Source organism: Nitrosomonas aestuarii, from assembly GCF_003046585.1.
Taxonomy (GTDB): domain Bacteria; phylum Pseudomonadota; class Gammaproteobacteria; order Burkholderiales; family Nitrosomonadaceae; genus Nitrosomonas; species Nitrosomonas aestuarii.
On the sequence record NZ_QAAE01000024.1, the window covers coordinates 1 to 26,688 of the forward strand.

Below are 26,688 nucleotides of genomic sequence, written 5' to 3' on the forward strand. Positions count from 1 at the left end.
AACAATGACCGGTTGCACACAGCTAATAGTGGAATGTCTCCGGCTAAATATGAAATGTCTCTGATTAAAGTGTCCGGTTCGACTTGACCAGAACACTATTTCACCGTGCAAACACATAAATAAACTCTCTAAAAGATTGATTGCATGTCCTTATGAATATCTTCTGCAAAAAATATATTACGTAATTTTAGTTATTTATTAATCACTCTGATATTAATAAATTTCCTTTCATGCGAATACTTTCACATTTTCATTCGTATAAATGTTCAGAATGAGGAAACTCATTTTGATAAAGAAGTACTGAGATATTCACAATATATTATAAGGAAGTTACTATGAAAAAAGTATTATCGCAAAATATGTTTACTGCAATCTTTACTTGCATAGCCTTAATTGTTATTTCTTTTGGGAGCATATCACCATCATTTGCTGGAGGGAATGATGGTAAAAACTGCAGTCATGACAAAGGAAAAAAGTTTGAGAGAATGGATGCTAATGCAGATGGAGTAATTACGCTTGAAGAAGTTTTGGCTAAAGCGGAAAAAAGCTTTGTTAAAATGGATACTGATGGTGACGGGAAAATAACGAAAGAAGAAGCCAAAAATCATTTTGCTGCAAAGAAAGAGAAGCACAAAAGACAGTACCACAAAAAACAGGAAAATACGAACCAGGAGTAGTGGTTAAGGTGGCCCTGTAGTCATATACCTGTAACAAAGGAAACTAAATGGCTCCAGAGTCACCAGATGATGAATATCTGCTACTTCAAATACAGGAAGGTGATAATACAGCTTTTGCTACATTAGTTAAAAAGCATAGTACAAAATATTACAACCTTGCTTTTCGTTATATGATAAACCGTGAAGCAGCAGAAGATATTGTGCAAACAGCATTTTTAAAACTATTTGAAAACCCGAGCATATGGAATCCGAAAAAGGGAGTGAAATTCACGACATGGTTTTATCGTATTGTGGTAAACCTGTGTTTAGATAACAAGAAGAAATATAAAGAGATACAGTTGCCTGAAATATTTGAGATAAGTGATGATAGGCCCCATCAGGAAGAAGACGCACTAACGCTAGAAGCACAATCATTATTGGCGGCAGAAATTGCTTCCTTACCGGACAGGCAAAAATCAGCACTAATTTTATGTTTTTACGAGGGTATGAGTCACAAGGAAGCAGCAGAAATATTGGCAGTAAGTGTTAAGGCGCTTCAGTCCTTGTTAATGAGAGCAAAAGAAAGGCTGAAAACAAGAATGAAAGATTATTTGTGGGATACACATGAATAAGGATAAACAACTCGAGCGGCTAATGAACATGTACAACGTTCCACTTGTAAGCGCCAGCTTGGCAGATAGAATTATTCTGGCAGCGACACATGTTAGACAGCGACAAAATATATGGGACTGGATTGGTAGGGTATTCGAAGAGTTTAAACTACCTCTACCTTGCTACAGCCTTACTTCATTACTTGCTATTGGATTCCTGGTAGGCTTCCTCACCTATGACTATGTTGATATTACTATTATTGGGGATGCCTATGTGGCCTCTGATGAGAGTATTTACCAGTTTATGGGTGAAGATGAGACATTATTATGAGTAAGAAATTAAAATTATTCATACTTATATCAGTTATCCTGAATGTTATTCTGATAGGAATCATTGCGGGATATAGTTTTCAGCATTTCGGTTTAGAACGTGGCGATGAGATCATTTCTTTGCTGGACAACTCTTCGTTACCTGAGGAAAAACGTAATAGCTTAAAGAAAAAACTTCGGGATGTGTTACCCAACGAAAACAAGAGAAAAGATAAACAAGAATGGCGTGATAAAACGCTTGCCATCCTTACAGCAAAAGAGTTTGATGTTGATGCATATCGTGCACAATTGGAAAAGAGACGTGTAGAGCGTAGCCAGAATAAGAACGACCAAATAGAAATCATGACAGAGCTTGTCTCTCAGCTCAATCAGGATGAACGCAAAGAACTAGCAAAGATATTTCGCAAGAATCGACGTTTTGTAAATTAGATGTATTAGTGTGATTACCAATGGGTACATTACTATAATAATGAACGAACACATCAAGGAAAAATGTGCTGTGGGCGCACACCATTGAAACAATGCTTGATGGGCAATCGGTTTGGGCGGAAAAGAATTTAACTCAAATCTAAACTGACAGACACCTTAAAAAAACGGGTAACTGTTAGATCAGGTCTGAGCTAGTACATATAAAAATATCCATTGGCCAACTTCATCGTGTTTCTTTTAAACGCCTTGCGGTAGATGGTCGATTACTGCATAAAAATGAATTTTTACCTATCCCACCGTCCCCTCCAAGTCGTGAGCAGACCGTCGATTTCATTAAGTCATACCGCTTATTGAATGGCCAACAGTATTAGTTTGAATTGCAACCAACCTGTCCGGTGCTCTCATTTTTTTAATTTTTTAAAGATTGTCGCTTTTGACGGCTATGCAGCCATTAATTCGAAAAAGTATGCATTTATTTTTACTAGTGCCCCACCAATGTCCCACAAAAGAAAAAGCACCTAGTTATTATCTAACTAAGCGCTTGATTATTTGGTGGGTCTGGTTGGACTCGAACCAACGACCAAGGGATTATGAGTCCCCTGCTCTAACCAACTGAGCTACAGACCCTTCGAAATATAATTAGCCGTTCCCTGTATCAAGAAAGCTGCGCAGTCGCTCGGAGCGCGCTGGGTGGCGCAGCTTCCGTAAAGCTTTCGCTTCGATCTGCCGGATTCGTTCACGCGTTACATCGAATTGTTTGCCGACTTCTTCAAGTGTATGGTCGGTGTTCATTTCGATGCCAAACCGCATGCGTAATACTTTGGCTTCACGTGGTGTCAAAGAGTCTAGTATATCCTTTGTAACCCCTCTTAGGCTAGCATAAACTGCTGCGTCGGAGGGTGCCATCGTTGCCGCATCTTCAATAAAGTCACCCAGATGAGAATCTTCGTCGTCGCCAATAGGTGTTTCCATAGAAATGGGTTCTTTCGAAATCTTCAGTATTTTACGGATTTTTTCTTCAGGCATTTCCATTTTTTCTGCTAGCACTGCCGGTTCAGGTTCTTGCCCGGTTTCTTGCAAAATCTGACGCGAAATACGGTTCATTTTGTTAATGGTTTCAATCATATGCACGGGTATCCGAATAGTACGTGCCTGGTCGGCAATGGACCGTGTAATTGCTTGTCGTATCCACCATGTTGCATAGGTGGAGAATTTGTAACCACGGCGATATTCGAATTTGTCGACTGCTTTCATTAAGCCAATATTGCCTTCTTGGATTAAATCAAGAAATTGCAGGCCACGGTTGGTATATTTCTTGGCGATAGAAATAACCAAACGTAAATTTGCTTCTGTCATTTCTCGTTTTGCACGCCGCGCTTTGGCTTCGCCTGTCGACATTTTCCTGTTAATTTCTCTTAAGTCTCTAATTGAGATACCAATAGTTTCTTTGAGTGAAAGCAATTTTTGCTGTTGCTCGATAATTTCCGGTTTATAGTGTTCCAACGCCTGGCTATATTGTTTTTCTGCATTAACTTCTTTAGTAATCCAGTCAAAGTTTGTCTCGTTACCGGGAAATACCTTGATGAAATAACTGCGTGGCATTTTTGACTTGGAAACACATAATTCCATAATTTTACGTTCGTATCTGCGAACATCCTGAACTAATGTGCGTTGCGTATCGCAGAGTTTTTCGACCATTTTTGCCGAAAAACGGATACACATAAGTTCATTGGAAATTTTTTCCTGTAAATCCTGATATTTACTGCTACTGGGGCCATCTTCATTGAGAACCGTTTGCATTTGTGTGTATAACTCGCGGACAGCGACAAAATGTTCCAATGCATCAGTCTTGAGTTTCAGCAAGTCGGCACTGGCAATCGCGCTCTCATCAGAATCATCATCGGTGTCATCATCTTCAATGTCATCGGAATCAAGTTCTGCAACTAGTGATTCTCCTGGCATGTCACTGTTGACAATATCCTGGTCATCTGTATCTACTAATCCGTCTACTACTTCATCAATACGTAGATTGTCATTTTCTACTTCCGATGCAAGTCTGATTATTTCGGCAATAATAGGCGGACAGGCAGAAATCGCCTGAATCATATGCCGCAACCCACCTTCAATACGCTTGGCTATCTCAATTTCACTTTCGCGCGTTAACAGGCCGACTGAACCCATTTCACGCATATACATGCGCACGGGATCGGTTGTGCGTCCAAACTCGGAATCTACAGAGGACAGTGCAGCTTCTGCTTCTTCGGCAACATCTTCATCGGCAACAGCAGTTGCCGCATCTGACATCAATAATGTTTCAGCATCAGGAGCCTCATCATGGACAGAAATGCCCATGTCGTTGATCATGCTGATAATACCTTCAATTTGTTCGGCATCCAGCATGTCATCAGGCAGATGATCGTTTATTTCCGCATATGTCAGGTAACCCCGTTCCTTACCCAGCACGATTAGTCTTTTTAGGCGCATGCGCCTTGCTTCAATATCCTGTGCCTGCATACTTTCAGGAGCGGCAGAAGCTGCGGATTCAAGGTTGTTAAGTTGTTCTGTTATTGCCGCAGCTTTTGATTTTTTACCGGCACGCGTTTTAGGTTTTTTAATCATTTTGAGTTTCGTGTCTTGTGAGGTAATTATGGCATCGGTAATTTCAGATACGGTATTGTTTTTTTTATGTATTTTTTTTACCGTTTCAGTTGCTTCTGTATTTTTTGTGGTGTTTTGTGATTTAGCCTGTTTTAAATTTTCTTTTTTTTCTTCCGCTTTTGCGGTAGACTTTTTAAATTCTGTATCTCTGGTTTTGACTTGTTTTGTCTTTGGCATATATTTAATTCCAGAATAGGATGTATTAATTAAAAATATAAAAGCAGGTGCTGAATTATAGCAAAATTCTTGCCTGCTGGCATTTTAGCTATCAACGTCAGTCGTGGATTGTCGATGATTACCACGTTAGAATAGTTATGGCGTATTTACAGAAGCCACAAAAAGTCTCTTTTTGTTTTTTTATTTGTTAGCAATCCATTTCATTGCATTGTGTAAATCTTACTAACTTCCGATCTGGCGGAGGTGTTTGTATAAGTAGATGATTAGTACATAGCCAAGCGTTGAAGTTCGCGCTTTTCTTCATCTGTTAATAAACTCAAAGGCTTGTTATGTAGTTCCGTCATGCGCATTTTGTGCTGCATTTCCTGCAGTTTTTTTACAGTATCTGTGAACTCGGTTTCTAAGTCCATGTCATTATCCCAGTCGAGTATTTCACTTTCTATTTTTTCCAATCGCGATCGATAGTGGTGGTCTTGCAAATGAGGTATGATCGAAACTGTTGATGCACTGTTGACAATATCGGGGTTGTTATCCAGAAAATCAACCAGTATTTTCAACATGCCAAGCTCTTCGTTACTGTCTTTGCATTGCGTCAATAGTGCTTTATTCAAGCCCAAACAGTATTTTGGATTATAGAGCAAAAGTAATATTAATCGATGATAGAGCGATGTGGGTTGTTTTCTGGGAAGATTCTTTTGCGCGTGTGCCGGGGCGGTTTGTTTTATCTGCAACAGCGTTTCTAATTCACGTTGATCCAGACTGCATAGTGTTGACAATCGTTTGAGTAGCATCAATGCCAATGCGGGTGCTTTAACGAGTTGTAATAATGGCTTTGCGTCACGAATTAATTTGGCGCGATCTTCATCGGTTTGGAGATTCAGATTACGTGATAATCCCCGCAACAAAAACTCTGATAACGGTAACGATTGCATAATTTGTTGTTCGAATGCTTCTTTTCCATTTTGACTGATAAAGCTATCCGGGTCTTCATTCTCGGGTAAAAAAAGAAAATTAATTGCTTTGCCGTCTGTTAATTGCGCAAGACTGTTTTTAAGTGCTCGCCAGGCTGCCTTGTTACCGGCGCTGTCTCCATCAAAACAAAAAATAATTTTGTCGGTATGGCGTAGTAATTTTTGTATATGAATATCGGTGATTGCTGTTCCCAGTGTTGCAACAACATAATCAATGCCATGTTGTGATAGCGATACAACATCCATATATCCTTCCACGACGATTACGCACTCTGCATCACGAATCGATTTGCGTGCAGAAAACAGATTGTAAATTTCCTGTCCTTTCACAAACAATTCCGTTTCTGGCGAATTAAGATATTTGGGTTCGCCTTGGTCAATGACGCGTCCGCCAAACGCTATGACCTGTCCTTTTTGATTTAAAATTGGAAACATAATGCGATCTCTGAAGCGGTCGTATTGCTTTCCGTCCTTACCGGCGATCACCAGACCGGCGCGTGCCAGTGTTTGGCTTGTTTTTTTGGAGTTGTAATCGGTAAAGAGTGTGGAAAGATGCTGCCAATCATCGGGTGCATAACCTATTCCGAAGCGTGCCGCAGTTTTCCCTGTAAGGCCGCGCTTTTTTAGATAGGCAATTGGTTTTTCTGATCGTTTTAGCTGTTCACGATAAAATTGAGTGGCTGCACGCATCGCTTCGAATAGTTCTTGCACAGTGCAAATCGCTTCTTTATCCCGTGCATTATGCAATGAACGCAAGTTTGCAGGTGTGCTGGATTGTTGCTCTGGAATCTGCATGCCAATAGAGGAGGCCAGATTTTCAACAGCTTCAATAAAACTGAGGCCGTTGTATTCCATCAGGAAATTGATTGCGTTACCATGTGCGCCGCAACCAAAGCAATGATAAAATTGTTTGGTTGGACTGACTGTAAATGAAGGGGTTTTTTCGCCGTGGAAGGGGCAGCATGCAATATAATTAGCACCTGCCTTTTTGAGGGTGACATGACGATCTATCGCATCTATGATGTTAATATGGGTCAATAAATCATGGATGAAAGATTGCGGTATCATTGTTCGAAACAATTAAATAATGCCCAACAAAGCGCATAACTAAAGCAAAATGCGGCCTCAGAAAATGATAGAAACTTATCTGTTTTAAATCAAACAGAAATTTTTGCTTTGACGAGTGCAGAAACTTTGCCCATGTCGGCGCGACCTGCAAGTTTAGGTTTCAATATAGCCATGACTTTGCCCATATCTTGCATTCCTTTGGCTGTTGCAGCTGAGATGGCTTCATTAACCAACATATCAACCTCCTCATCTGAAAATCCTTTGGGCATATAGACGCTGAGTATATTGATTTCATCTTTCTCGGCGGCAGCCAGGTCATGGCGTTGTGCGGCTTCATACTGCTCAATTGAGTCTTTGCGTTGTTTGAGCATTTTCTCAATCACAGCAACGACAGCTGTATCATCCAGCTCGATACGCTCGTCTACTTCCTTTTGTTTGATGGCGGCTTGCAAAAGACGAATTGTATCGCGCTGTTTAGTATTGCCTGCGCGCATGGCAGCTTTCATATCATCAGTAATTTTCTGTTTTAAATTCATGGTGAAAATTAATGTATATCCTGCACAAGCACGGTATTAAACTTAATGTATGCAGAGTGTTGTAACAAAGTTATAAAACGCTGCTTAATAGAGTTTTGGTGGTAAGAGTTGACTACGAAGTCGTTTGTAGTTACGTTTTACTGCTGCCGCCAATTTGCGTTTGCGTTCTGCTGTCGGCTTTTCATAAAATTCACGTGCACGTAACTCTGTCAGTAAACCGGTTTTTTCAATTGAGCGTTTAAAACGACGCATTGCAACTTCAAAAGGCTCATTTTCTTTGACTTTGATCGTAGTCATAAATATCCAGAATCTCCTAATTAACAATTAAAATTTAATATAAAATAAGCTTTAAATATTTGTGATGAGCGCTTTTTTTCTGACTGCGCTCAATTCAACAAAAAGCCTTTCATATTATCACAATATTTGATCTCTCTGTAAAAAAACCATTTCCTCATGATTATTTTAGGTATAGAAACATCCTGTGATGAGACCGGAATTGCGCTGTACGACACTGAACGCGGATTACTCAGTCATGCACTTTATTCCCAAATTGAAATGCATAGCGAATATGGTGGCGTTGTGCCAGAGCTCGCGTCCCGGGACCATATCCGGCGTATTTTGCCGCTCATTAAAGAAGCACTAAATGTTGCCCACTGCGAGCTTGCTGACATCGATGCGCTTGCGTTTACGCAAGGACCCGGTCTGGCCGGTGCGTTGCTGGTTGGAGCCAGTGTGGGTGCTGCACTTAGTTTTGTCTTGAAAATTCCGGCGTTGGGTATTCACCATCTTGAGGGGCATTTGCTTTCGCCACTGCTGTCGACGCCTGCGCCTGAGTTTCCTTTTATTGCATTACTGGTGTCAGGTGGCCATACTCAATTGATGCAGGTTGGCGGTGTCGGACAATATCAATTGTTGGGTGAAACCGTAGATGATGCTGCTGGTGAAGCTTTCGATAAAACAGCTAAACTATTGGGGCTGGGTTATCCGGGAGGTGCGGCTTTGTCGAAGCTTGCCGGACAAGGGCGTCCAGGACGATTTAAATTACCTTGCCCTATGCTTAAAAGCGGTGATCTTAATTTCAGTTTTAGCGGACTTAAAACAGCGGTACTGACCTTAACAAACAAGCAGAAAATGGATCAACAAGTACGCGCCGATATTGCTTTAGCGTTTCAGGAAGCTGTTGTCACCGTATTAACTGAGAAATCATTAGCTGCGCTATCGCGCTCCAATTTAAATCAGTTGGTTGTTGCAGGTGGCGTGGGGGCAAATCAACAATTGCGCCAACATCTCGCTGAAAAAACGGCTTTGATGGGCGCAACTGTTTTTTATCCGCAACTGGAGTTTTGTACCGACAATGGCGCCATGATTGCGTTGGCGGGCGCGTTGCGGTTACAGGCAATGGATAAAAGGGAAAGTATTTCAACGGGTACTTTTACTGTTCGAGCCCGATGGAATCTGGCCGAGACAATTGACGGCTAGTGAGCAATTGAACGCTGAGAGCCCAACAAAACCGGTTTATTTTTTGGCGATAAGCGACTCATATTTTGCGCGCAACTGTTCTTTGCTCTCGACTACATCAGGATTAAGGATAATACAGTCAACCGGACAGACTTCAACACACTGTGGAACGTCATAGTGTCCGACGCATTCGGTGCATTTTTTCGGATCAATGACGTAAATTTCCTCACCCTGAGAAATGGCGCTGTTTGGGCACTCGGGCTCGCAAACATCGCAATTGATACATTCATCCGTTATGATTAAAGCCATTTTTTACCTCTAAAACTATTTTGCTATTTTATTGTGCAAGCGTTGCGCTACGATAGGATGTACAAATTTATCAGCTTTGCCGCCCAGCAAAGCAATCTCGCGAACTATTGTTGCTGAGACAAACATATATTGTTCACTTGGCGTCATAAATAGCGTCTCAACATCCGGGTACATGCTGCGATTCATACCCGCCATTTGAAATTCATATTCAAAATCGGATGCGGCACGTAACCCGCGCAGAATGACTCTTGCATTTTGTTGTTGCAGGAATTCCATTAACAAACCCGAAAATGATGTCACTATTACATTTGGGCAATCTGACAGCACTTGTTCTGCCATATAGACGCGTTCGTCCAGAGTAAAGAATGGTTTTTTTGCACTGCTGGCCGCAATGGCAACAGTTACTTGATTAAAAATGCGAGCAGCGCGCCGCACAAGGTCTTCATGTCCACGCGTTACGGGATCAAAGGTCCCCGGATAAACGGCTTTATCCATGGTTGTCCAATACCGTGTGCAATTCCAATAATTGATAATTCACTTTGCCTGCTTTTCCTTTGCGCCATATCTGCCACTGTTGATCTGGTATCCAAGGAGTTTTGGTTTCAAGATAAACCTGCCCCCTTTTGGTAAGAAGCGGTGGTAACAGAGACATTATTTCAGGTACTAATTGCAGCCGATAGGGCGGATCAAGAAAAACAACATCAAATTGACGTTTGTCAGAAGCTAAAAATACTGTTGCGTCCATATTTACCAGTTCAATCTGGTTTGCCTTTAATTTGTCTCTGTTTTCCTGCAGCGCTTTATACACGCTGTTGTCCGATTCTACCATTATCACCTTCGCAGCACCACGAGAAGCCGCTTCAAATCCCAGTGCGCCGCTGCCGGCAAAAAGATCCAGGCAACACATACCGTCCAGATCCTGACCAAGCCAGTTAAAGAGCGTCTCGCGTACCCGGTCGGGTGTGGGACGCAAGTCAGGTAGGTATGGAAAAGTAATCATGCGGCTACGCCAGCACCCGCCTATGATGCGAAGCTTACCTTGAGTGAGCGCCATAGAGAAAAAAAGATTTGATTTTTATTGCGGAATTGCTCCGACAATCACAGTGACTATATTTTCTGAATGAATACGGCGTTGAAATGCATTTTTGATTTGTGCTGTGGTGACTGCTTCAACCGATTTTAAATAATCATCCAGATATGTTAAAGGGAGGTTATAAAAGCCTATCATGGCAAGATATCCCAATATTTTTTTGTTGCTGTCAAGTCTCAAGGGAAAGCCGCCAATAATGTTTTGCTTGGCAGAAATGAGTTCTTGTTCGCTGGGGCCCTTTTCAATAAAGTCTTTCAGTACAGTTTGTGTCAATACAAGCGCTTCATCTGATTGTTCTTTTTTTGTTTGCAAGCCGATTTGGAAGGGTCCTTTTTCTCTGAGCGGAGAGAAAAAACTGTAAACACTGTAAGCCAACCCTCTTTGTTGGCGAATCTCTTCCATCAGGCGTGACACGAAGCCACCGCCGCCCAGGATGTAATTGCCGACCAGGAGTGGAAAGTAATCTGGATCACTTCTACGCATCCCCGGATAGGCCAGTTGGATATGGCTTTGTGATGCGGGATGTGCGATTTTTTTTATTTGGCCGGTTGGATTTTCAACTGGTGGAATATGATGGTTATTTGCATCTTTGGGGAGATTACCTGTCAGTGACTCCGCTATTTTTGCTGCTTCTTTTTTGTCTATATCGCCTATGATAGCAACAACCGCATTGGCTGCAGTATAGTGGGATTGATAAAACGTGATCAGATCATCTCGCTGTATTTTTTCAACTGTTTCGATCTCTCCTGCCTCGTTTAATCCATAGGGATGATCGCTGTAGAGCATTTCCATCAGTGCGCGGTCTGCGATGTAGCTCGGTTTGGTACTCGATTCTTTAATGCTTGCGATGATTCTTGTTTTTTCACGTTGCAAAATATCCTGTGGAAATTCCGGACTTTGAATAATTCTGGAAAACATATCCAATGCCTGTTCACGTTCACGCTTGTTACTTAAAGTGCGCAGTGTAAACCCGGCGCGATCCACATCAAAGCTTCCACCCAATTGAGCGCCCACATCGGCTAATGCTTTGGCAATCTCATCCTCAGACAGACCGCCTGCTCCTAGATTCAGCAAATGCCGTGTCAAATTTGCTAGACCGGATTTATCAGAGCTGTTTTTACTACTGCCTGCGGCAAATTCCATACGAATATCCAGTATGGGCAGTTCATTACTTTCGACAAAATAGACACGCGCACCGGAAGATGTCTGCCAGAATTGGATAGAAAGCGATGCAGATAACGATTGGGAATAAATGCAAATCAGGAAGACAAAGACATATTGCTTTAGGTGCATAATATTTTTCTCGCGGAATGTTTATACATAATAAAGTACTTGCCGGTTAACCGCTATTTCGCAGCCCTGCGGTCACGCCATTAATGGTCAGATGAATAGATCGTTTTATTTCGTCACTGTCTTCTCCGGAGCGATAACGGCGCAACAATTCCACTTGCAAATGATTGAGCGGGTCAATATAAGGTCTTCGGTTCTGAATACTGCGCGCAAGCGTCGGATTATCCTGTAATAACTCGGTATTGCCTGTTATCGCAAAAAGCCATTTTTTGCAGCGTTTCCATTCTTCGTGAATGCGTCCAAAAATCTGATCCCGTAAAATAATATCCGTTACCAGTTCAGCATATCGGGAAGCAATACCCATATCGGTTTTGGCCAGTACCATATCCATGTTCGACAACAAGGTCTGCATAAATGGCCATGTTCGGTACATTTCCTGCAATAATTCCAATCCTGTTCCTGTTTGATCCTCTTGCACAAAAGCTTCAACCGCATGCCCAAAACCATACCATCCGGGAATCATGACACGATTCAGGCCCCAGCTGAAAACCCATGGAATAGCACGCAAATCTTCAATCTCATCTGATGATTTGCGTGAGGCCGGACGACTGCCGATATGTAAGCCGGAAATCTCGCGAATGGGTGTCGATTCCTGAAAAAACTGCTTGAATCCCGGTGTTTCAAATACTAGGTTTTGATAAGCCGCAAATGAATGAACGGCGAGATTATCCATGGCCCGATAATACCGTCCAGCATTGTCTCCAATCGGATCATGACCTAATAATGTAGATTCAATCGTTGCAGCGACCAGCGTTTCAAGATTGCGTCTGCCAATTTCCGGTTCAGCATATTTACTGCTGATAACCTCACCTTGTTCGGTAACGCGTATCTGGCCATTTACGCTACCGGGTGGCTGTGCCAAGATGCCCTGGTAGCTGGGGCCGCCGCCGCGTCCGACTGTGCCGCCCCGTCCATGAAAAAGCCTTAACTCGATATTATGTTTAGCAAACACCTTAGTCAATTCAATTTCAGCTTTATAAATCTCCCAGTTGGATGTGATGAATCCACCGTCTTTGTTGCTGTCTGAATACCCCAGCATAACTTCCTGTACATTGCCGCGCGAAACTAACAGTGTTTTGTAGTAAGGCAGGGAAAACAGCTGATCCATGACTACGCCGCAACTGCGCAAATCCGATATGGTCTCAAACAGTGGAATAATATTGAGCCCAAGATACGGTTTTTCTCCAGCCTGCAATAGACCGACTTCTTTGAGTAATAGCGCCACTTCCAGTACATTAATAATATGTGTTGTCATGGAAATGATGTAATTGGGTATAGCCGCATGGCCAAAACGGGTTTGGATTTCTGCAGCTTTTTGCAAGATGCGCAATTCACTATTGGTTGATTCCGAATATTCCAGATAGGGTGAAAGTAACGGACGTGGACTGCTGATTTCGTTGAGTAACCATTCAATGCGTTTATCTTCTGGCATCTCCAGGTAATCGTTCCGATCTGTACCCAATTCAAAAAGTTCTGCAACGACCTGTTCATGAACCTTACTATGCTGACGCATGTCCAGAGGCGCCAGGTGAAAGCCAAAGACATCCGCTGCGCGCCGTAAATTACGTAGTGGTCCGCGCGCAATCCAGTTTGCATTATGCTTTTTGAGCGATTTGATAACAATGTCGAGGTCATGCACAAATTCACTGCTGTCAGTGTAGGCTTGAGTACTTTCGTGTATCTCTGTCTGCTTGGGAGTATGCCCCAGTTTTTGGGTGGTTGCGACAAGTCGTGCGCCGATACCGATAAATGCGCGCCGGTAGGGTTCATCAATACGGCAGGCTGGGATATCCGGAGAAGCTGCCGCCAGTTCTTCCAGTTCATCTGTAATATTTACTAGACGCTCGGCCAGACTCATGGTGTGGCCAATTCTTTCTACTTCGTCAATATAATAATCCAGCGCTAATGCGGATTGTCGTTCGGCTGCATATAGCATGACCTGATCCGTGACAAACGGGTTGCCATCTCTGTCGCCCCCAATCCAGCTTCCAATGCGAAGAAATGAATTGACACGAGGCGCTTTGTCGCCCATGTGACGTTCCAGCAGGTTTTCAATTTTTGCGTAGATATAAGGTACCTGAGACAGAAACGTGTAGCTGTAATACGCTAGCCCATTATCGATTTCGTCATGTACTGATAAGCGTACAGAGCGTAACATGCGCGTAAGCCACAAAATTTGGATCATGGCGTGTAAATTTTCTTCATTTTGCCGTTTTTCATTGGGTGTCAGCTGGGTGAGTGCGCGCTCTCGTAACAAGCGTTCTATAGTAAGCTGGCAGTCGAGAATGCTTCTACGCTGGACCTCAGTCGGGTGTGCGGTTAGAACCGGCGAAACTATTGCTTTGGCAAAAAAATTGGCAAGTGATTCGCTGTCGATACCGCTTTCAAAAACGCGCCTCAATGCCAATGTTACACTGCCGGCTTGAGGCGACGAGCCGGCACACAGGTGCGCACGGCGGCGGCGATTATGATGTACATCTTCAGCAATATTTGAAAGTTGAGAAAAATAACTAAAAGCACGTACGACAACTACCGTTGCCGCGTTACTGAGTTCAGCAAGTATGCGGTCAAGTTCCTGACGTGCTTGCGGGTCTTGCTCTCTATGGAAGCGTATGGCTGTTTGTCTGATTTTCTCAACCAGCTCGAAAGACGCCTCTCCTTCCTGTTCGCGCAGGATATCTCCCAACATACGACCTAATAAGCGAATATCTTCTCGAAGCGGTAAATCCTTAACGTCAGCGGATTCATTTTCGGAATGATTTTCCAAGCCTACAATATGCATAGTGTTACTTCGCCTCTAGTTTAAAATTTGTTATTTATACTTCCTTTAATCCAAGCCGTACCTGGTTCGTGTTTGTCCAAGTCAGCATGGGTCATGCTAGAATGATCGTTTCGCTTTTATAGAAAATTTTGTCATTTTTATTATTTTTTTTATTTAATGTCCAACTCATTTCATATTCCTCAAAGCATAATTATTGCTTCTCGAGAAAGCCTACTTGCAATGTGGCAAGCCAAGTTTATTCGGAAACGTTTAATCCAATTATACCCGCAAACCGAAGTTAGCATACTCGGCATGACAACCCAGGGAGATCAGATACTAGATAAATCCTTATCAAAAATTGGAGGAAAAGGACTTTTTATCAAAGAGTTGGAGCAGGCGTTGGAAGATGGGCGAGCAGATATCGCTGTTCATTCCATGAAAGATATGCCCATGAATGTACCTGAAGGGTTTGCGTTGGCTGCTATTACTGAACGTGAAGATCCGCGCGATGCATTTGTTTCCAATCAGTATAAAAGTCTTGAAGAATTACCACCAGACAGCGTTGTCGGCACATCCAGCTTGCGGCGCGAAAGTCAGCTGCGTGCGCAATTTCCGCATCTAACTGTCAAACCATTACGCGGCAATGTGCAAACCCGATTGCGTAAGCTGGATGAAGGGCAGTATGCTGCTATTATTTTGGCTGCCGCTGGTTTAAAGCGATTGGAATTATCCGACCGTATCACTGCGTTGTTGAGTCCTGAGCAAAGCTTGCCCGCGGTCGGTCAGGGCGCCTTAGGCATAGAGTGTCGGGAAGACCGGTTCGACCTGGTTGGTCTTTTGCAACCGCTACATCATCAGGAAACAGCTTGTTGTGTCAAAGCCGAGCGAGCCATGAGTCGTGTGCTGGGGGGCAGTTGTCAGATTCCGTTAGGTGCTTTCGCTGAAATTGCGAATGATCAATTGAAGCTGCGTGGATTTGTCGCCAGTCCTGATGGCAAACAGATAGTGAGTAATGAATTAAAAGGCAAACCGGAAAGCGGGGAAGATATGGGGAAAAGCATGGCGCAAAACCTGATCGCACAAGGTGCTGATAAAATTCTCGCGGCAATTGTTTCGGAACACGGCTGGTGATTACGAATCAGGCGGTCAGGCCTTTGCAAGGAATCAATGTATTGGTTACCAGGCCTGAACACCAAAGTCTTTTTCTGACTGAAAGTATTCGGAATCTGGGCGGTAATCCAATTATTTTCCCGGTATTAGAAATATCGGATATTAAGAACAAAGCGCCTTTGCTTGAATTGATCCGGCGGCTTGATGAATATGATCTGGCTGTTTTCGTGAGTCCGAATGCTGTGCATAAGGCTATGCAGTTCATTCGCACACACCGCTCAATCCATCAACTATTGCCTGCACACACCAAAATCGCTGCGGTTGGTAAAGGCAGCGCAGATGCTTTAAAAGAATACGGTGTTGATCAAGTAATTATTCCAAAAGAACGTTTTGACAGCGAAGCGTTACTTGAGCACGCAGCGCTTCAACACGTGTCGGGAAAACGCGTCATTATTTTTCGTGGTAACGGTGGCAGGCCATTACTGGGTGATACCTTGATGCAGCGCGGCGCATTGATTGATTATGCTGAATGCTACTATCGAGGCAAACCCAATGTTGATCCGGATGAGTTAATATCAAACTGGTCCCATGGGAGAATCAATGCTGTCATTATCACAAGTAGTGAAGGTTTGCAAAATTTATTTGACATAATTGGCTCATATGGCCAACAATTGCTGAAAATAACACCTGTATTTACTGCTTATGAACGAATTGCCTGTAATGCACGGGATGCTGGGCTCAAAAAAGTTGTGCGATCAGTGGATACCGGCGATCAGGGTATATTGCAAAGTATGCAGGATTATTTTTGTAAAACCAAAGTTTAAGAACATTTTGATGGTATCAAACCATAATAATACATACCATCAAACCGGGGAGCGTCAGAAAGTTGTTGATGAATTGATACTATAATGAAAAAGTCTGGACCTTTAAATTAGGATGCTTCAACTATTGCACTATCGTAGATGGTATTTTAATTATACTGTCAGCGGTATCAGCAGATATGAATGCAATTTCGATTACTGGCTCCAACATTAACAAGGAGAGGATATGAGACTGATACTTTGGGTGTTAGTACTGTTTGCTGCTGCTGTTGCTGTTGCACTTGCTGTCGAAGAATATAGTACAGGTCATCTCATAGTGGAGATACCGTCTTTTGAAAAAATAGAGCTGTCACTTGATTATGCTGTGGCGGGTCTTGTTGCTGCATTTGTTGTATTTTATATTCTGGTTCGAATGCTTATTGGTTTATTTGATCGCCGAAATATCAGAGCAGAATCGTTGATGTTGACAGGCTTGAAAGCTTTCTTTGAAGGTGATTATGATAAGGCCAAGAAAAGTGCGACAAAAGGATTCAAACTGGCAAAAACACCGCTTATCAAAACAATTAATTCGGTGGTCGCTACACGTTCTGCGCATTATGTTGCGGACACTTTTACACGAGATGCATTGCTCGCCAAAACGGAGCAGGAAGTGCAGGATGAAAGAGCGTTGCGACTGGTTACCAAAGCTGAGTTGTTGCTGAGTGCTGGTCGCCCTCAGGAGGCGCTGGAAGCGCTGCAGGATTTGTACTCCACAGGCGGCTTACAGCCGACAGCCGTTTTACGATTGGAGCTGGAAGCACAAAAACAAGTCAAAAACTGGGATGCTGTTCTTGAAATAGCTGACGTATTAAGGCGCCGTCATCCGCTTAGCAGAGATAATTTCGAGAAGATCAGACATGAGGCGCATCTGCAAAATTTCAAGATTAAAGCAACGAACCTAAAGTCGCTAAGCAAATACTGGCACAGCTTATCCGAGCATGAACAAGGCAATAGCCGTTTGGCTGCGGCTGCGACACGCGCCTATATTTCATTGGGTGATTGTGCGACCGCACATAAAATTGTCGAGCGAAACGTGCAAACAGACTGGGATTCTGAATTAATTTTACTTTATGCGGAGTGTCTTAATTATCATGTCAGCAGACAAATTGAATGTGCTGAAGTCTGGCTGAAAGCGCAGCCTAATAATGCCGATTTGCTTTTGATGCTGGGTAAATTATGTGCTCATTGTGAATTATGGGGCAAGGCACAGAGTTACCTGGAAGCCAGTGTTTCTGTAGAACCCAGCGCGACCGCGCATTTTTCGCTGGCGCAATTAAATGAAAAACTCGGTAAGCATGAGTTGGCAATGGATCATTATAACAAGGCGCTTGAACTGACATTAAGAACCAGTTTAGCAGTCTAAGCAGCGTGCTTGCACTTCTGTTGCCTAACAGCTTGTCAATTTATATTGTTCTAGTAACGGATTCTAAGCAATTTTCTGGTAATTTCACTATTGGTTGTTGCTTGTTGAAGGTGTAAAAACATCGGAAAAAAAGCCGTCTTTCGGAAGATTACGCAGAGCGGTAAAATCCTGATAGGCGGCTTTCACCATTACAGGAGAGCCACAAGCATAGACTTGGTGATTTTTAAGTGTACAGAAATCGTTTAGGACGGCTTCATGTACGAAACCTTCTCTACCTTTCCAGTTATCTTCAGGCAATGCATCAGATAATACTGGGATAAAAGTGAAATTGTCATGGAGTTGTTGCCATTGCTTGGCTAAGTCGCCTAAATATAGATCCGCTTTGGTGCGTACACCCCAATAAAGCGTCATGTTGTACCTGTTATTTTTATGATAAAACACATGCTCAAGTATACTTTTAATCGGCGCAAAACCAGTTCCGCTGGCTAAGAAAATGATTGGAATCTCCTCCGGCGTGTCACGTAGAAAGAATGATCCCAGTGGTCCCTCAAAACGGAGAATGTCTTTCACTTTCATTTTGGTAAATACATGCTCAGCAAATACACCGCCTGGATAGTTGCGTGCATGTAACTGCAGAACTTCATCATCATGAGGCGCGTTTGCCAGGGAAAAGCTGCGTCGTTTGCCATCTTTGAGCAGAATGTCGATATACTGCCCGGCAAGAAATTGTAATCGCTGATTCGTCGGCAGCTTCAGGGAAATAATCATTACATCCGGAGCGACGCGTTCAAGTTTCTCAACACGAGCAGGCAATGTTTTGATTTCAATATCTTTGATTGCACTGATTTCATGACATTCAATGACCAGATCTGACAATGGAGAAGCGCAGCAAAATAATGCTAGGCCTGCCTGTTTCTCTTCTTCGGTAAGCGTTTCATCAGTGTAGCGGCCATAGTTGACTGTGCCGGATAGAATTTTACCTTTACAGATGCCGCAGGAACCATTGCGGCAACCATATGGCAAAGAAAAGCCCGCTTGAAGAGTTGATTGTAAAATAGTTTCATCCGGTGCGGCGTTGTTTATAACATGCCCGCTCGGTTTTATAATGATTTGATGCGACATGAGGTTGCTGAAGAACTAAAAAAATAATTGAATGGGAAGAAAAAACGTTTATATGAAAAAAACATTGCTCATCGTAGGTTGTGGTGACATTGCTTTACGTACTGTGCGGCTTTTACGGACAAAATATCGAATTTTTGGTTTGTTTCGCAATTCGAGCAATACTCAGCAATTTCGCGTTCTCGGCGTGACGCCGATTCAAGGTGATCTTGATTGTCCGTCCAGTCTCGATAAACTGACTGGCATTGCACAAATTATCATTCATTTGGCCCCGCCACCTAATCAAGGTACCCAGGATTTACGCACTGCGCATCTGCTCGCTGCACTGTCTAAACAGACAAAAGGCAAGCAGGGCATTTTACCACAACGGTTTATCTATATCAGTACCAGCGGTGTTTATGGCGATTGCGAAGGTGCGTTGATAGACGAAACGCGCCCATTGAACCCATGCAACGATCGCGCCAAACGTCGGGTTGATGCCGAAAAACAAATATGCAAATGGGGTATTCGCAACCATATATCGGTTTCAATCTTGCGTGTGCCCGGTATTTATGCCACTGACCGTTTACCATTAAAGCGCATTCAAGATGGCTTGCCAGCATTTATGGAATCGGAAGATGGCTTTACCAACCATATTCACGCAACCGATTTGGCACAAATTATTTGCGCTGTAATACAGTACGGAAAACCTGGAAGAGTCTATAACACTACGGATGATACGCAAATAAAGATGGGTGATTATTTCGACCTGGTAGCCGACCATTTCAATTTGTCACGCCCACCGCGAATTCGGCGTGATCAGGCAGCAGGCAGTCTTTCGCCTGGAATGCTGTCTTTTATGAATGAATCCAGACGGATCAGCAATGTTCGTATGAAAAAAGAATTATTTGTAAAGTTACGTTACCCGACTGTTGTGGAGGGGGTTAAGGAGGCGGCAATGTCCTTGGATAGTAAACTATTATAAGGGAGAGAAACAGTAGCGGCGTTCTTAGAATTGAAAATACACCCTGTCATATGTTCAATTATTCGCATTACAACTCAGTATGCAGTCCCGGGATGCCGATGCGCTGTATATGGATAGCGTTGTTGTCTTTTTCATAAGCGAGCAATTTACCTTCTTTTTGCCAGAGGCGGAATGCGAGAGCATACGATAGTACTCGGATCGGATAATCACGCGGCAGCGTCTGCAGATAGGGTTGAACGGTTATGAAGTCGGTAGCGCCATATTGCTGCATGATGAAACGTAAGCCGCCGTTAGCGGGACCAATGTTATAAGCTAATAGGCCCAGAAAAGGATCGCCTTTCATTTCGGACAGATAGTGCTTGAATGTGGCGGCAGCTATGAAGGCGTTATGTCGAGGATTATTCAGTGAAAGTCTGTCGGTGTTCAACTGCTTAAAAGTTTGGTCGACGGCTGTTTTTGGGGGGTGGGTGATCTGGAATAATCCGCGTCCACCATCATGGCTGTTTCGCGGTATGAAAGACGATTCTGCTGCAGCAATGCCTTGTAAAAGCTGAACATCAACACCGAAAGCTTTGGATGCGTCCTCAATGGCCTGCTGATAGGCCTGTGCCCGTCCAATCATTTTTTGTAGTTGCGTTAAATTGTGCCTGCGATAAGCCGCGTAGACCTGATGCGCAAGTGTTACACGGCCTGCTTCTTTCTTGCCGCCAACCAACGTGCGGAAATTTCCATAAGCCTGAGCAAATTGATCATGGGTGACAGACGAGGCAAGTAGCAAAGCCAACACAATAGATAACATCGGTGTCCATAATTCCGAATGAAGTTGCAACCATTTTCGCAATTTCCACCAACCGATAATAAAAATGCAGGCAGCTACGATCAATGCCAGTACGCCGACCGCGAATGGCAGCAGATTGCTAAAAAAACTGGTACCTGTAAGTCGGTTTGCGGAATAACCAAGCAGTATCATGATGATGAGAATTGCGGTAATACCTAGGCAAAGAATTTCCAGACTTGCCATCAATAGCTTTCGTTTGAAAGCGCTCGACTGGTCTTTTTTCTGTCGTTTGAGAGGCAGGTTGTAGCCTGCGCGTGTTGCCGCCTTTCGTTTACGTTTGTTGGATGCGGCCTTGGGTTTTGTATTGCCGATATGCGCTGTTTTATGCATTGAATAATAGTCTGGACAAATGAATTATTCGTTTGTTTTATTTATCATGTATTTTTGTGCAGAATAGCATTTTCATGTCTGGAAATTGTCCTGCAACGGCCTCGATTGTTTTTACATGAATTCCTCTCTGGCCTTACCTGGTAGGTTTATTATCAACATGACTGTAATAAGAGCTGAATGTGGTAAATTTTGAATGCTAGACGGTACATTTGTTATTTGTAAAATCATAGGCAAAGTTTTCGCGCGTGTTGCACAGCAAAAGTAAAGAAATGTATGCTTACGGTTGAAAGCTTCGAGGATAAGGTGACACGTTAAGCAGGTAATTACCATGCGACAGTTAATAGTATCATTATTCTACAAGGATATTTATGGATAGTTGGGATAGCGGGTTTCGAGGTGCGCCGGGACAGGGTATGTCGCATACGCTGAGTTTCGGGGGAGCGGCCAGTTTTTTTCGCGTACCTTATCAGAACAAATTGACAGATGTCGATGTGGCGGTGACCGGGGTGCCGCTCGATGTCGCTACTACTAACCGACCCGGTGCGCGATTAGGGCCGCGTGCCATTCGAAATGCATCGCTGTCGCTGGCCTGGGAACGCCCGTGGCCATGGCGCACGGACCCGATGGCTGCGTTGCGCGTGATCGATTATGGAGACTGTGAGCCTGTAGATGGTGACTTACTGAGCGTATCGCATATCGAAACGCATATCGCCAAAATTATCAATTCTGGCGCTGCGACTTTGATGCTTGGAGGAGATCATTTTGTTACTTTCCCCAGCTTGAAGGCGCATGCTGCCGTATATGGTCCTATCAGCCTGATTCATTTTGATGCCCATACCGACACATGGCCTTCCTCCGGCAATACTGTCAATCACGGTACCATGTTTCACTGTGCAGCGCTGGAAGGGATTGTAAATCCTGCATCTTCCATACAGATCGGTATCCGCACCATCAATGAGGATACGCTGGGTTTCCAAATTGTTTCTGCGGCGGATGTGCACCAGTCGTCCAGTCGCGATATAGCCAGGCAGATACGCGAGCGGGTGGGAAATTCACCAGTTTACTTCACTTTTGATATCGACTGTCTGGATCCGGCTTTTGCACCCGGTACGGGTACTCCGGTGCCGGGTGGGCTGTCAACCTTCCAGGCGCTGAGTATTATAAGAGAGCTCTCGGGTATTCATCTGGTAGGTATGGATGTTGTTGAAGTCGCTCCCGCCTATGATCATGCTGAAGTCACCGCGCTGGCAGCGGCGCAGATTGCTATTGAGTTGCTGTGCCTTTTTGCCGAGAGTCACAGGGGGAGAAGAAACCCGCGATGAATGATAGCACAATAAAACATGAATGGAGCTGTGCCGATTCGCAAGCACTATATGCCATGGAAAGTTGGGCGGATGGGTTTTATGCGGTGAACAGGCAAGGTCATGTTTCAGTTTGTCCCATAGAGGGACAGACGCTGCATATAGATGTGATGAAAGTGATTCGTGCTGCGCGTGCTGAAGGCGCCTCGCTGCCCATGCTGATTCGTTTTCAGGATGTTATCAGTTCCCGTGTGCGGCGCCTGAATCTGAAGTTTCAGGATGCGATTCGAGAATGCGGATACGAAGGGACCTATCGCAGCATTTTTCCAATTAAAGTTAATCAGCTACATGAAGTGGTTGCGGAAGTTCTTGAGGCTGGACAGGAATTCAACATTGGATTGGAATGTGGTTCCAAAGCAGAATTGCTGGCCGCGCTGCCGCTGGTTGGTGATGAGACACTGCTGCTTTGCAATGGGGTGAAGGATGCCACGATGCTGAACCTGATGTTGAATGCCCAGCAGCTTGGCCAGCAGGTGGTGCCGATTATAGAAAAATATTCAGAATTTGATCAACTCATGTCCCTTATTGATGCACGTCAGATCAAACCGCGGATGGGCGTGCGGGTGAAACTGAATACAAGGGGTTCGGGGCGTTGGTTTGAGTCCGGTGGAGCCAGTTCCAAGTTCGGGCTGACGATTCCAGAACTGGTAAAGTTGGTGCGGACATTGGAAAATCGCGAAATAACCGGACAGCTTGAGTTGCTGCACTTTCATCTGGGGAGCCAGCTTTCCGATATTCAAGTGCTGCGCAGTGCGGTCAAGGAAATTACGCAGATTTATGCAGATCTGGTATTGCGGGGGTTGCAGATTAGATATCTGGATGTCGGTGGCGGACTTGGCGTAAATTATGGTGCTGATTACAATAACCCGGATTGCTCCATCAATTATGGATTGCGTGAATATGCCAATGTGGTGGTATATACAGTCAAGGAAGTCTGTGATGAACGGCAGGTACCTATGCCTGATCTTTTGTCAGAAAGTGGTCGCGCACTAACCGCGCACCATTCCATGTTGGTAGTTCCCGTTCTGGGGGTGCACAGACCGGATAGCCCACCTGCAACGGACTTGCCGCTTGAATTGCACACTGTGGTGTTACGCATGAAAGCGGTGTACAACAATGTGTTGTCGGCGGAGAAAAGTGGCATATTGCTGGAATGCTATCACGATGCCCAGGAAATCCGTCGGGAAACCGAACAGCTGGCACGATTGGGATACCTCTCAGTTGAAAACATGGCGCAATCGGATAGATTTTACTGGAGTGTTTGCCGCGAGGTGCTGCACAAGCTGGCAGCGGCTGAACTAAATCCGGTGCCGGCCGAGCAACTGGAGCTGGAAAAACAGCTCACGGATCTATATCTGGGGGATTTTTCGGTTTTTCATTCGATTATCGATCACTGGGCTATCGGACAGGTGTTTCCAGTGATGCCGTTGCACCGACTGCATGAAAAACCTGAGCGGCGCGGACAAGTGGTGGATCTGACTTGTGATTCAGACGGTAAAATCAGTCAATATGTATCTTCGGCTGGTACTGTTGACTGTTTGCCCTTGCATGATTTTCGTCAAGATGAACCTTACTATCTAGGTGTATTTCTTGTCGGGGCCTATCAGGAGATTTTGGGCGATGCGCACAATCTGTTCGGGCGAGTGGATGAAGTGCATATTTATGCGAGAGCAGAAGAAAAGGAGGGCTTCTGGATAGAAGAGTTACTGAAGGGAATCAGTGTTAAGGAAATGCTGAGCCAAGTGCAATACTTTCCCAATGATCTGGATCGGCGTATGTCGGAATTTATCCGTCGGCAGATCAATGCGGGATGCATTAAGCCAACGGAGGGTACACGGATTCTTAATAACTATACTCGGCATCTGGAAGATACCACTTATTGTGATATTTGTGCCGGTGATCCGTTGTAGTTGTGTGTTCATTTGTTGTAGTGGTCTAACATGTCATGAATTGGATGATGTGGCGCCTATGGCAAGTTGGATGATTTCTTCTGTACGGGTTTGTCGATTCAACGGTTCCATACTCTATTGCTCGCCTCTTATAGTGTGGCATATTCAAGCTAGCAGAAATAACAAATGGAGTTGTATCCTTGGGAAATGAAGTTTGTCGAGAAGAACATAACTTTCTTGTGATTCTTCTTTTCTGCTTATGTCAAAGATTAGGCCGCAAACTTTTTTGTCTTCAGAAGTTAGAGTGCTTCGTTAAGTGGAGGGAGCAAGTTAAAGTTCAACGCCCTCTGCTTGAAGAACTTGGCGTTCGTAAATATTATTGCCTGAGTGATCGTTAACCTGCAGGTCACCATCACGGGTTATATGTATGATGGCCGTTTTAATAATTATGGTTCGGCAAGAACAAATGTATAGGAAAAAACTGGTGACGCACCATCAGTCCATGATAACAGCAGTTTTCATAATGAATTCATTGCGATAAACTGATGCCTGTATTTGATACTGCTTGGAAAATGCGATTTAGAGATGTAATTAACCTGGCGATTATATAGTTGTGTAACTTTCAGCTGCACCAACAGGGAGGTAAAGTGTGAAACGTTTATTCTTCATCGTAACTCTGAATGTTTTGGTCTTGTCTGGTTGTTCGGGAATACATACTGGTAGTGGTGAGGTTATCCAGCCTATTCACTGTAATGACGTAGCGGATCGCGGACATCTCAATTTTTTATCCATCAATCTGTTATTTTCTGAAACCGAAACGCGCGATCGTCGGTTGGACACGATTGCACAATTTGTATCAGATGTTCCGGTAGACGTAATTCTTCTCCAGGAAGTTGCTGGTGGTGTATTGGTGGGTACAACCAACAGTGCTTTTGATCTTCAGGAAAAACTGCGTGATCGTGGACATGGCTATGACTTACAAACAGCGTTTGAAACGGGTTTGCCGGGACTCCTGGCGGTGGCTAATGCGGTTTTAACCCGCTGCGAAATTGATTATAAAATGGTTAAGCGTTTGCCGAAGGCCTCTGAGTTTGAGTTTAAAGGGCACGATATCAAGCTGCCAAGAAACGCGATGATGATTCGCTTAAATATCCCTGAATTTGGAAAGCTCAACGTCTATAACACGCATCTGTGTGCAAAATGCAGTGCCGATGAACAGAATGCCCAGCTAGAAGCATTATTGTTATTTGTTGATGAAGCAGAAACATTTTACCCTCAAACAAATCCTGTTGTTGTGGGCGGAGATTTTAATATCGACCGTTTTCGAGATAATCCCTTTGCGGAAGGTATCTTTTATAACAAAATTATCAATGCCGGTTTTACTGACGCCTATGCTGAAGGCAGATCTTTGGAGAGGTTGTGTTCAAACACAGCGATAGCTGACGAACATTGTACAGTTGGCGTTTCAACTTTGGATGCGGGTGACTCCGCCAGGCGTATAGATTATATTTTTGTTAAAGAGATAAAAAATATTATTACGAGTCGTGTGGTATTTAATGATCTTGTTGATGGAAGTCAGTCAGGTGTTTCCGATCACGCGGGTGTTTTTGTGTCAATAGCAGTGCCATAAATGTTTTGTAGCGCAGGTGGTACAGTGCGCAGAGTTCTAAAACAGAGACTCGCCGCAGAATCCGGTCGAATTGATTCTATCAGGATCTATCGAAGAATAATAATGTCATATGAATTAATCTTACGCTGAGAGTTGTTTGCGCGTTTGTTTTCTTATAAACAAGGAATTGTGGGATAAATCACTAACTGTCTTTGCTTTTACTGTTACGCTGCATGTTGTTTAATATGACTTCCCGCTAACTTTAATGGAGGAATCCAGCGATGAATATGGAATTTTCTTTTGACGAAGCTGAAGATGTTGATGAACTGTTCGCTGAAAGCCGCGTTGTTAAAATAATCGATGAAATGGAGTTTGTCGAAGATGAATTGGATTATTTTGATGAAACTGAAATCCAACGTGAGCTCACGGAAATGTTTTGACTCTTATGACGGCTTCCTTTTGATCGCGGTCGAGGGTTATTTCCTGACCAAGACTGATTTCATCGAGTTGTTTGTTTAGGATAATAGTGTGATAGACATAAAAAAGGTTAGATTGCGTTTTGCAGCATATGCGCAATCTAACTGTTAGCACCCGCCTCCTCTTTTTCTTCTTGTATCATCTTGCTGCGCTTATCACTGGCGTTCTGTGTATTTATCGAAATCTAATTCGACTCTGATTCTCTCTGTTTTCTGATATTCTCCAATTGCGCCAATACAGGTTATTTGCAAAACCCTATTGAATTTATGGTAATTAGGGTTCAAACTCTGCTGGGGGTAACCTGCGAGCAGGCGATAAACGCTTTCCCCTGTGCGGAATATTCCACTGAATAACCGAAAAAGAT

General features: G+C 43.7%; 24 protein-coding genes, 1 tRNA gene and 1 pseudogene. 14 read left to right on the forward strand and 12 right to left on the reverse strand.

The window, feature by feature from the left end; all coding sequences use genetic code 11:
* Positions 1–335: 335 nt before the first annotated feature.
* From C8R11_RS14300 to C8R11_RS14320, 5 genes and pseudogenes are all read left to right on the forward strand, one after another.
* The gene (locus tag C8R11_RS14300; protein WP_107796293.1) at positions 336–677 is read left to right on the forward strand and encodes an EF-hand domain-containing protein; all 342 of its coding nucleotides are present in this window, start codon (positions 336–338) and stop codon (positions 675–677) included.
* A gap of 47 nt (positions 678–724) precedes the next feature.
* Entirely contained in the window at positions 725–1,288 is a 564-nt protein-coding gene (locus C8R11_RS14305) for an RNA polymerase sigma factor (protein ID WP_107796294.1), read from the forward strand.
* Positions 1,281–1,598, forward strand: coding sequence for a hypothetical protein (locus C8R11_RS14310; RefSeq protein ID WP_107796295.1), 318 nt, complete (start codon positions 1,281–1,283; stop codon positions 1,596–1,598). Before C8R11_RS14305 ends, C8R11_RS14310 begins: the two co-directional genes overlap by 8 nt.
* Positions 1,595–2,026 carry a periplasmic heavy metal sensor gene (locus C8R11_RS14315; protein WP_107796296.1) on the forward strand — a complete coding sequence of 144 codons (432 nt, stop codon included), beginning with the start codon at positions 1,595–1,597 and terminating at the stop codon, positions 2,024–2,026. The genes C8R11_RS14310 and C8R11_RS14315 overlap by 4 nt, the downstream gene beginning before the upstream one ends.
* A gap of 18 nt (positions 2,027–2,044) precedes the next feature.
* Positions 2,045–2,169, forward strand: a pseudogene (locus tag C8R11_RS14320) (IS481 family transposase); the annotation flags it as partial.
* A 407-nt stretch (positions 2,170–2,576) separates the two neighbouring features.
* Here the strand turns inward: C8R11_RS14320 and C8R11_RS14325 are convergent.
* The 5 genes from C8R11_RS14325 to rpsU form a co-directional block, all read right to left on the reverse strand.
* Positions 2,577–2,653: transfer RNA gene (locus C8R11_RS14325), tRNA-Ile, on the reverse strand.
* A gap of 12 nt (positions 2,654–2,665) precedes the next feature.
* Positions 2,666–4,645, reverse strand: a complete 1,980-nt coding sequence (gene rpoD, locus C8R11_RS14330; RefSeq protein WP_107796317.1) for an RNA polymerase sigma factor RpoD — start codon at positions 4,643–4,645, stop codon at positions 2,666–2,668.
* 479 nt (positions 4,646–5,124) lie between these two features.
* The gene (gene dnaG / locus C8R11_RS14335; RefSeq protein ID WP_107796297.1) at positions 5,125–6,900 is read right to left on the reverse strand and encodes a DNA primase; all 1,776 of its coding nucleotides are present in this window, start codon (positions 6,898–6,900) and stop codon (positions 5,125–5,127) included.
* An 89-nt stretch (positions 6,901–6,989) separates the two neighbouring features.
* Positions 6,990–7,436: a GatB/YqeY domain-containing protein gene (locus C8R11_RS14340; protein WP_107796298.1), complete on the reverse strand. Its 447-nt coding sequence runs from the start codon at positions 7,434–7,436 to the stop codon at positions 6,990–6,992.
* An 84-nt stretch (positions 7,437–7,520) separates the two neighbouring features.
* Positions 7,521–7,733 (reverse strand): 30S ribosomal protein S21, encoded by a 213-nt coding sequence (gene rpsU, locus C8R11_RS14345; RefSeq protein WP_028460937.1) that lies wholly within the window; start codon positions 7,731–7,733, stop codon positions 7,521–7,523.
* A gap of 156 nt (positions 7,734–7,889) precedes the next feature.
* Here rpsU and tsaD point away from each other — a divergent pair, with 156 nt between their 5' ends.
* The gene (gene tsaD, locus C8R11_RS14350) at positions 7,890–8,915 is read left to right on the forward strand and encodes a tRNA (adenosine(37)-N6)-threonylcarbamoyltransferase complex transferase subunit TsaD (RefSeq protein WP_107796299.1); all 1,026 of its coding nucleotides are present in this window, start codon (positions 7,890–7,892) and stop codon (positions 8,913–8,915) included.
* 36 nt (positions 8,916–8,951) lie between these two features.
* Here tsaD and C8R11_RS14355 read toward each other — a convergent pair whose 3' ends face one another.
* The 5 genes from C8R11_RS14355 to ppc are packed head-to-tail and all read right to left on the reverse strand — an operon-like array spanning position 8,952 to position 14,425.
* Positions 8,952–9,203, reverse strand: coding sequence for a YfhL family 4Fe-4S dicluster ferredoxin (locus C8R11_RS14355; RefSeq protein ID WP_107796300.1), 252 nt, complete (start codon positions 9,201–9,203; stop codon positions 8,952–8,954).
* 15 nt (positions 9,204–9,218) lie between these two features.
* Positions 9,219–9,698: a pantetheine-phosphate adenylyltransferase gene (coaD, locus tag C8R11_RS14360; RefSeq protein ID WP_107796301.1), complete on the reverse strand. Its 480-nt coding sequence runs from the start codon at positions 9,696–9,698 to the stop codon at positions 9,219–9,221.
* Complete coding sequence (gene rsmD, locus C8R11_RS14365) at positions 9,691–10,257, reverse strand: 16S rRNA (guanine(966)-N(2))-methyltransferase RsmD (RefSeq protein ID WP_107796302.1); 567 nt, start codon at positions 10,255–10,257, stop codon at positions 9,691–9,693. The genes coaD and rsmD overlap by 8 nt, the downstream gene beginning before the upstream one ends.
* 21 nt (positions 10,258–10,278) lie before the next feature.
* Entirely contained in the window at positions 10,279–11,586 is a 1,308-nt protein-coding gene (locus tag C8R11_RS14370; RefSeq protein ID WP_107796303.1) for a M16 family metallopeptidase, read from the reverse strand.
* A gap of 46 nt (positions 11,587–11,632) precedes the next feature.
* Positions 11,633–14,425 carry a phosphoenolpyruvate carboxylase gene (gene ppc, locus C8R11_RS14375; protein ID WP_107796304.1) on the reverse strand — a complete coding sequence of 931 codons (2,793 nt, stop codon included), beginning with the start codon at positions 14,423–14,425 and terminating at the stop codon, positions 11,633–11,635.
* A 156-nt stretch (positions 14,426–14,581) separates the two neighbouring features.
* Here ppc and hemC point away from each other — a divergent pair, with 156 nt between their 5' ends.
* The 3 genes from hemC (at position 14,582) to C8R11_RS14390 (ending at position 17,737) form a co-directional block, all read left to right on the forward strand.
* Complete coding sequence (hemC, locus tag C8R11_RS14380; protein WP_107796305.1) at positions 14,582–15,535, forward strand: hydroxymethylbilane synthase; 954 nt, start codon at positions 14,582–14,584, stop codon at positions 15,533–15,535.
* Positions 15,532–16,338 carry a uroporphyrinogen-III synthase gene (locus tag C8R11_RS14385; protein ID WP_244907708.1) on the forward strand — a complete coding sequence of 269 codons (807 nt, stop codon included), beginning with the start codon at positions 15,532–15,534 and terminating at the stop codon, positions 16,336–16,338. The genes hemC and C8R11_RS14385 overlap by 4 nt, the downstream gene beginning before the upstream one ends.
* Before the next feature lie 223 nt (positions 16,339–16,561).
* The gene (locus C8R11_RS14390) at positions 16,562–17,737 is read left to right on the forward strand and encodes a heme biosynthesis HemY N-terminal domain-containing protein (protein WP_107796306.1); all 1,176 of its coding nucleotides are present in this window, start codon (positions 16,562–16,564) and stop codon (positions 17,735–17,737) included.
* An 87-nt stretch (positions 17,738–17,824) separates the two neighbouring features.
* Here C8R11_RS14390 and C8R11_RS14395 read toward each other — a convergent pair whose 3' ends face one another.
* Complete coding sequence (locus C8R11_RS14395) at positions 17,825–18,859, reverse strand: CDP-6-deoxy-delta-3,4-glucoseen reductase (protein ID WP_107796307.1); 1,035 nt, start codon at positions 18,857–18,859, stop codon at positions 17,825–17,827.
* Between the two features lie 52 nt (positions 18,860–18,911).
* Between C8R11_RS14395 and C8R11_RS14400 the strand changes: the two genes are divergently transcribed.
* Positions 18,912–19,820, forward strand: a complete 909-nt coding sequence (locus tag C8R11_RS14400; protein ID WP_107796319.1) for an SDR family oxidoreductase — start codon at positions 18,912–18,914, stop codon at positions 19,818–19,820.
* A gap of 67 nt (positions 19,821–19,887) precedes the next feature.
* Here the strand turns inward: C8R11_RS14400 and C8R11_RS14405 are convergent, their stop codons facing one another.
* Entirely contained in the window at positions 19,888–20,988 is a 1,101-nt protein-coding gene (locus tag C8R11_RS14405) for a lytic transglycosylase domain-containing protein (RefSeq protein WP_107796308.1), read from the reverse strand.
* 368 nt (positions 20,989–21,356) lie between these two features.
* Between C8R11_RS14405 and speB the strand changes: the two genes are divergently transcribed.
* The 4 genes from speB to C8R11_RS16300 all read left to right on the forward strand — a co-directional run bounded on the left by speB (position 21,357) and on the right by C8R11_RS16300 (position 26,287).
* On the forward strand, positions 21,357–22,310 hold the full coding sequence (gene speB / locus C8R11_RS14410; protein ID WP_107796309.1) for an agmatinase: 954 nt from the start codon (positions 21,357–21,359) through the stop codon (positions 22,308–22,310).
* Positions 22,307–24,259, forward strand: coding sequence for a biosynthetic arginine decarboxylase (speA, locus tag C8R11_RS14415; RefSeq protein WP_107796310.1), 1,953 nt, complete (start codon positions 22,307–22,309; stop codon positions 24,257–24,259). The genes speB and speA overlap by 4 nt, the downstream gene beginning before the upstream one ends.
* Before the next feature lie 628 nt (positions 24,260–24,887).
* On the forward strand, positions 24,888–25,868 hold the full coding sequence (locus C8R11_RS14420; RefSeq protein ID WP_107796311.1) for an endonuclease/exonuclease/phosphatase family protein: 981 nt from the start codon (positions 24,888–24,890) through the stop codon (positions 25,866–25,868).
* A gap of 260 nt (positions 25,869–26,128) precedes the next feature.
* On the forward strand, positions 26,129–26,287 hold the full coding sequence (locus C8R11_RS16300; RefSeq protein WP_170841655.1) for a hypothetical protein: 159 nt from the start codon (positions 26,129–26,131) through the stop codon (positions 26,285–26,287).
* The last annotated feature ends 401 nt before the right edge of the window (positions 26,288–26,688 follow it).

What these genes read in the sequence shown, in the direction of transcription:
- tsaD (WP_107796299.1), top strand. Translation starts at nt 7,890, where the DNA reads ATGATTATTTTAGGTATAGAAACATCCTGTGATGAGACCGGAATTGCG.
- dnaG (WP_107796297.1), bottom strand. Translation starts at nt 6,900, where the DNA reads ATGATACCGCAATCTTTCATCCATGATTTATTGACCCATATTAACATC.
- C8R11_RS16300 (WP_170841655.1), top strand. Translation starts at nt 26,129, where the DNA reads ATGAATATGGAATTTTCTTTTGACGAAGCTGAAGATGTTGATGAACTG.
- C8R11_RS14300 (WP_107796293.1), top strand. Translation starts at nt 336, where the DNA reads ATGAAAAAAGTATTATCGCAAAATATGTTTACTGCAATCTTTACTTGC.
- speB (WP_107796309.1), top strand. Translation starts at nt 21,357, where the DNA reads ATGGATAGTTGGGATAGCGGGTTTCGAGGTGCGCCGGGACAGGGTATG.
- rpsU (WP_028460937.1), bottom strand. Translation starts at nt 7,733, where the DNA reads ATGACTACGATCAAAGTCAAAGAAAATGAGCCTTTTGAAGTTGCAATG.
- C8R11_RS14315 (WP_107796296.1), top strand. Translation starts at nt 1,595, where the DNA reads ATGAGTAAGAAATTAAAATTATTCATACTTATATCAGTTATCCTGAAT.
- rsmD (WP_107796302.1), bottom strand. Translation starts at nt 10,257, where the DNA reads ATGGCGCTCACTCAAGGTAAGCTTCGCATCATAGGCGGGTGCTGGCGT.
- coaD (WP_107796301.1), bottom strand. Translation starts at nt 9,698, where the DNA reads ATGGATAAAGCCGTTTATCCGGGGACCTTTGATCCCGTAACGCGTGGA.
- C8R11_RS14390 (WP_107796306.1), top strand. Translation starts at nt 16,562, where the DNA reads ATGAGACTGATACTTTGGGTGTTAGTACTGTTTGCTGCTGCTGTTGCT.
- ppc (WP_107796304.1), bottom strand. Translation starts at nt 14,425, where the DNA reads ATGCATATTGTAGGCTTGGAAAATCATTCCGAAAATGAATCCGCTGAC.
- C8R11_RS14305 (WP_107796294.1), top strand. Translation starts at nt 725, where the DNA reads ATGGCTCCAGAGTCACCAGATGATGAATATCTGCTACTTCAAATACAG.
- hemC (WP_107796305.1), top strand. Translation starts at nt 14,582, where the DNA reads ATGTCCAACTCATTTCATATTCCTCAAAGCATAATTATTGCTTCTCGA.
- C8R11_RS14340 (WP_107796298.1), bottom strand. Translation starts at nt 7,436, where the DNA reads ATGAATTTAAAACAGAAAATTACTGATGATATGAAAGCTGCCATGCGC.
- C8R11_RS14355 (WP_107796300.1), bottom strand. Translation starts at nt 9,203, where the DNA reads ATGGCTTTAATCATAACGGATGAATGTATCAATTGCGATGTTTGCGAG.
- rpoD (WP_107796317.1), bottom strand. Translation starts at nt 4,645, where the DNA reads ATGATTAAAAAACCTAAAACGCGTGCCGGTAAAAAATCAAAAGCTGCG.
- C8R11_RS14370 (WP_107796303.1), bottom strand. Translation starts at nt 11,586, where the DNA reads ATGCACCTAAAGCAATATGTCTTTGTCTTCCTGATTTGCATTTATTCC.
- C8R11_RS14395 (WP_107796307.1), bottom strand. Translation starts at nt 18,859, where the DNA reads ATGTCGCATCAAATCATTATAAAACCGAGCGGGCATGTTATAAACAAC.
- C8R11_RS14400 (WP_107796319.1), top strand. Translation starts at nt 18,912, where the DNA reads ATGAAAAAAACATTGCTCATCGTAGGTTGTGGTGACATTGCTTTACGT.
- C8R11_RS14310 (WP_107796295.1), top strand. Translation starts at nt 1,281, where the DNA reads ATGAATAAGGATAAACAACTCGAGCGGCTAATGAACATGTACAACGTT.
- speA (WP_107796310.1), top strand. Translation starts at nt 22,307, where the DNA reads ATGAATGATAGCACAATAAAACATGAATGGAGCTGTGCCGATTCGCAA.
- C8R11_RS14405 (WP_107796308.1), bottom strand. Translation starts at nt 20,988, where the DNA reads ATGCATAAAACAGCGCATATCGGCAATACAAAACCCAAGGCCGCATCC.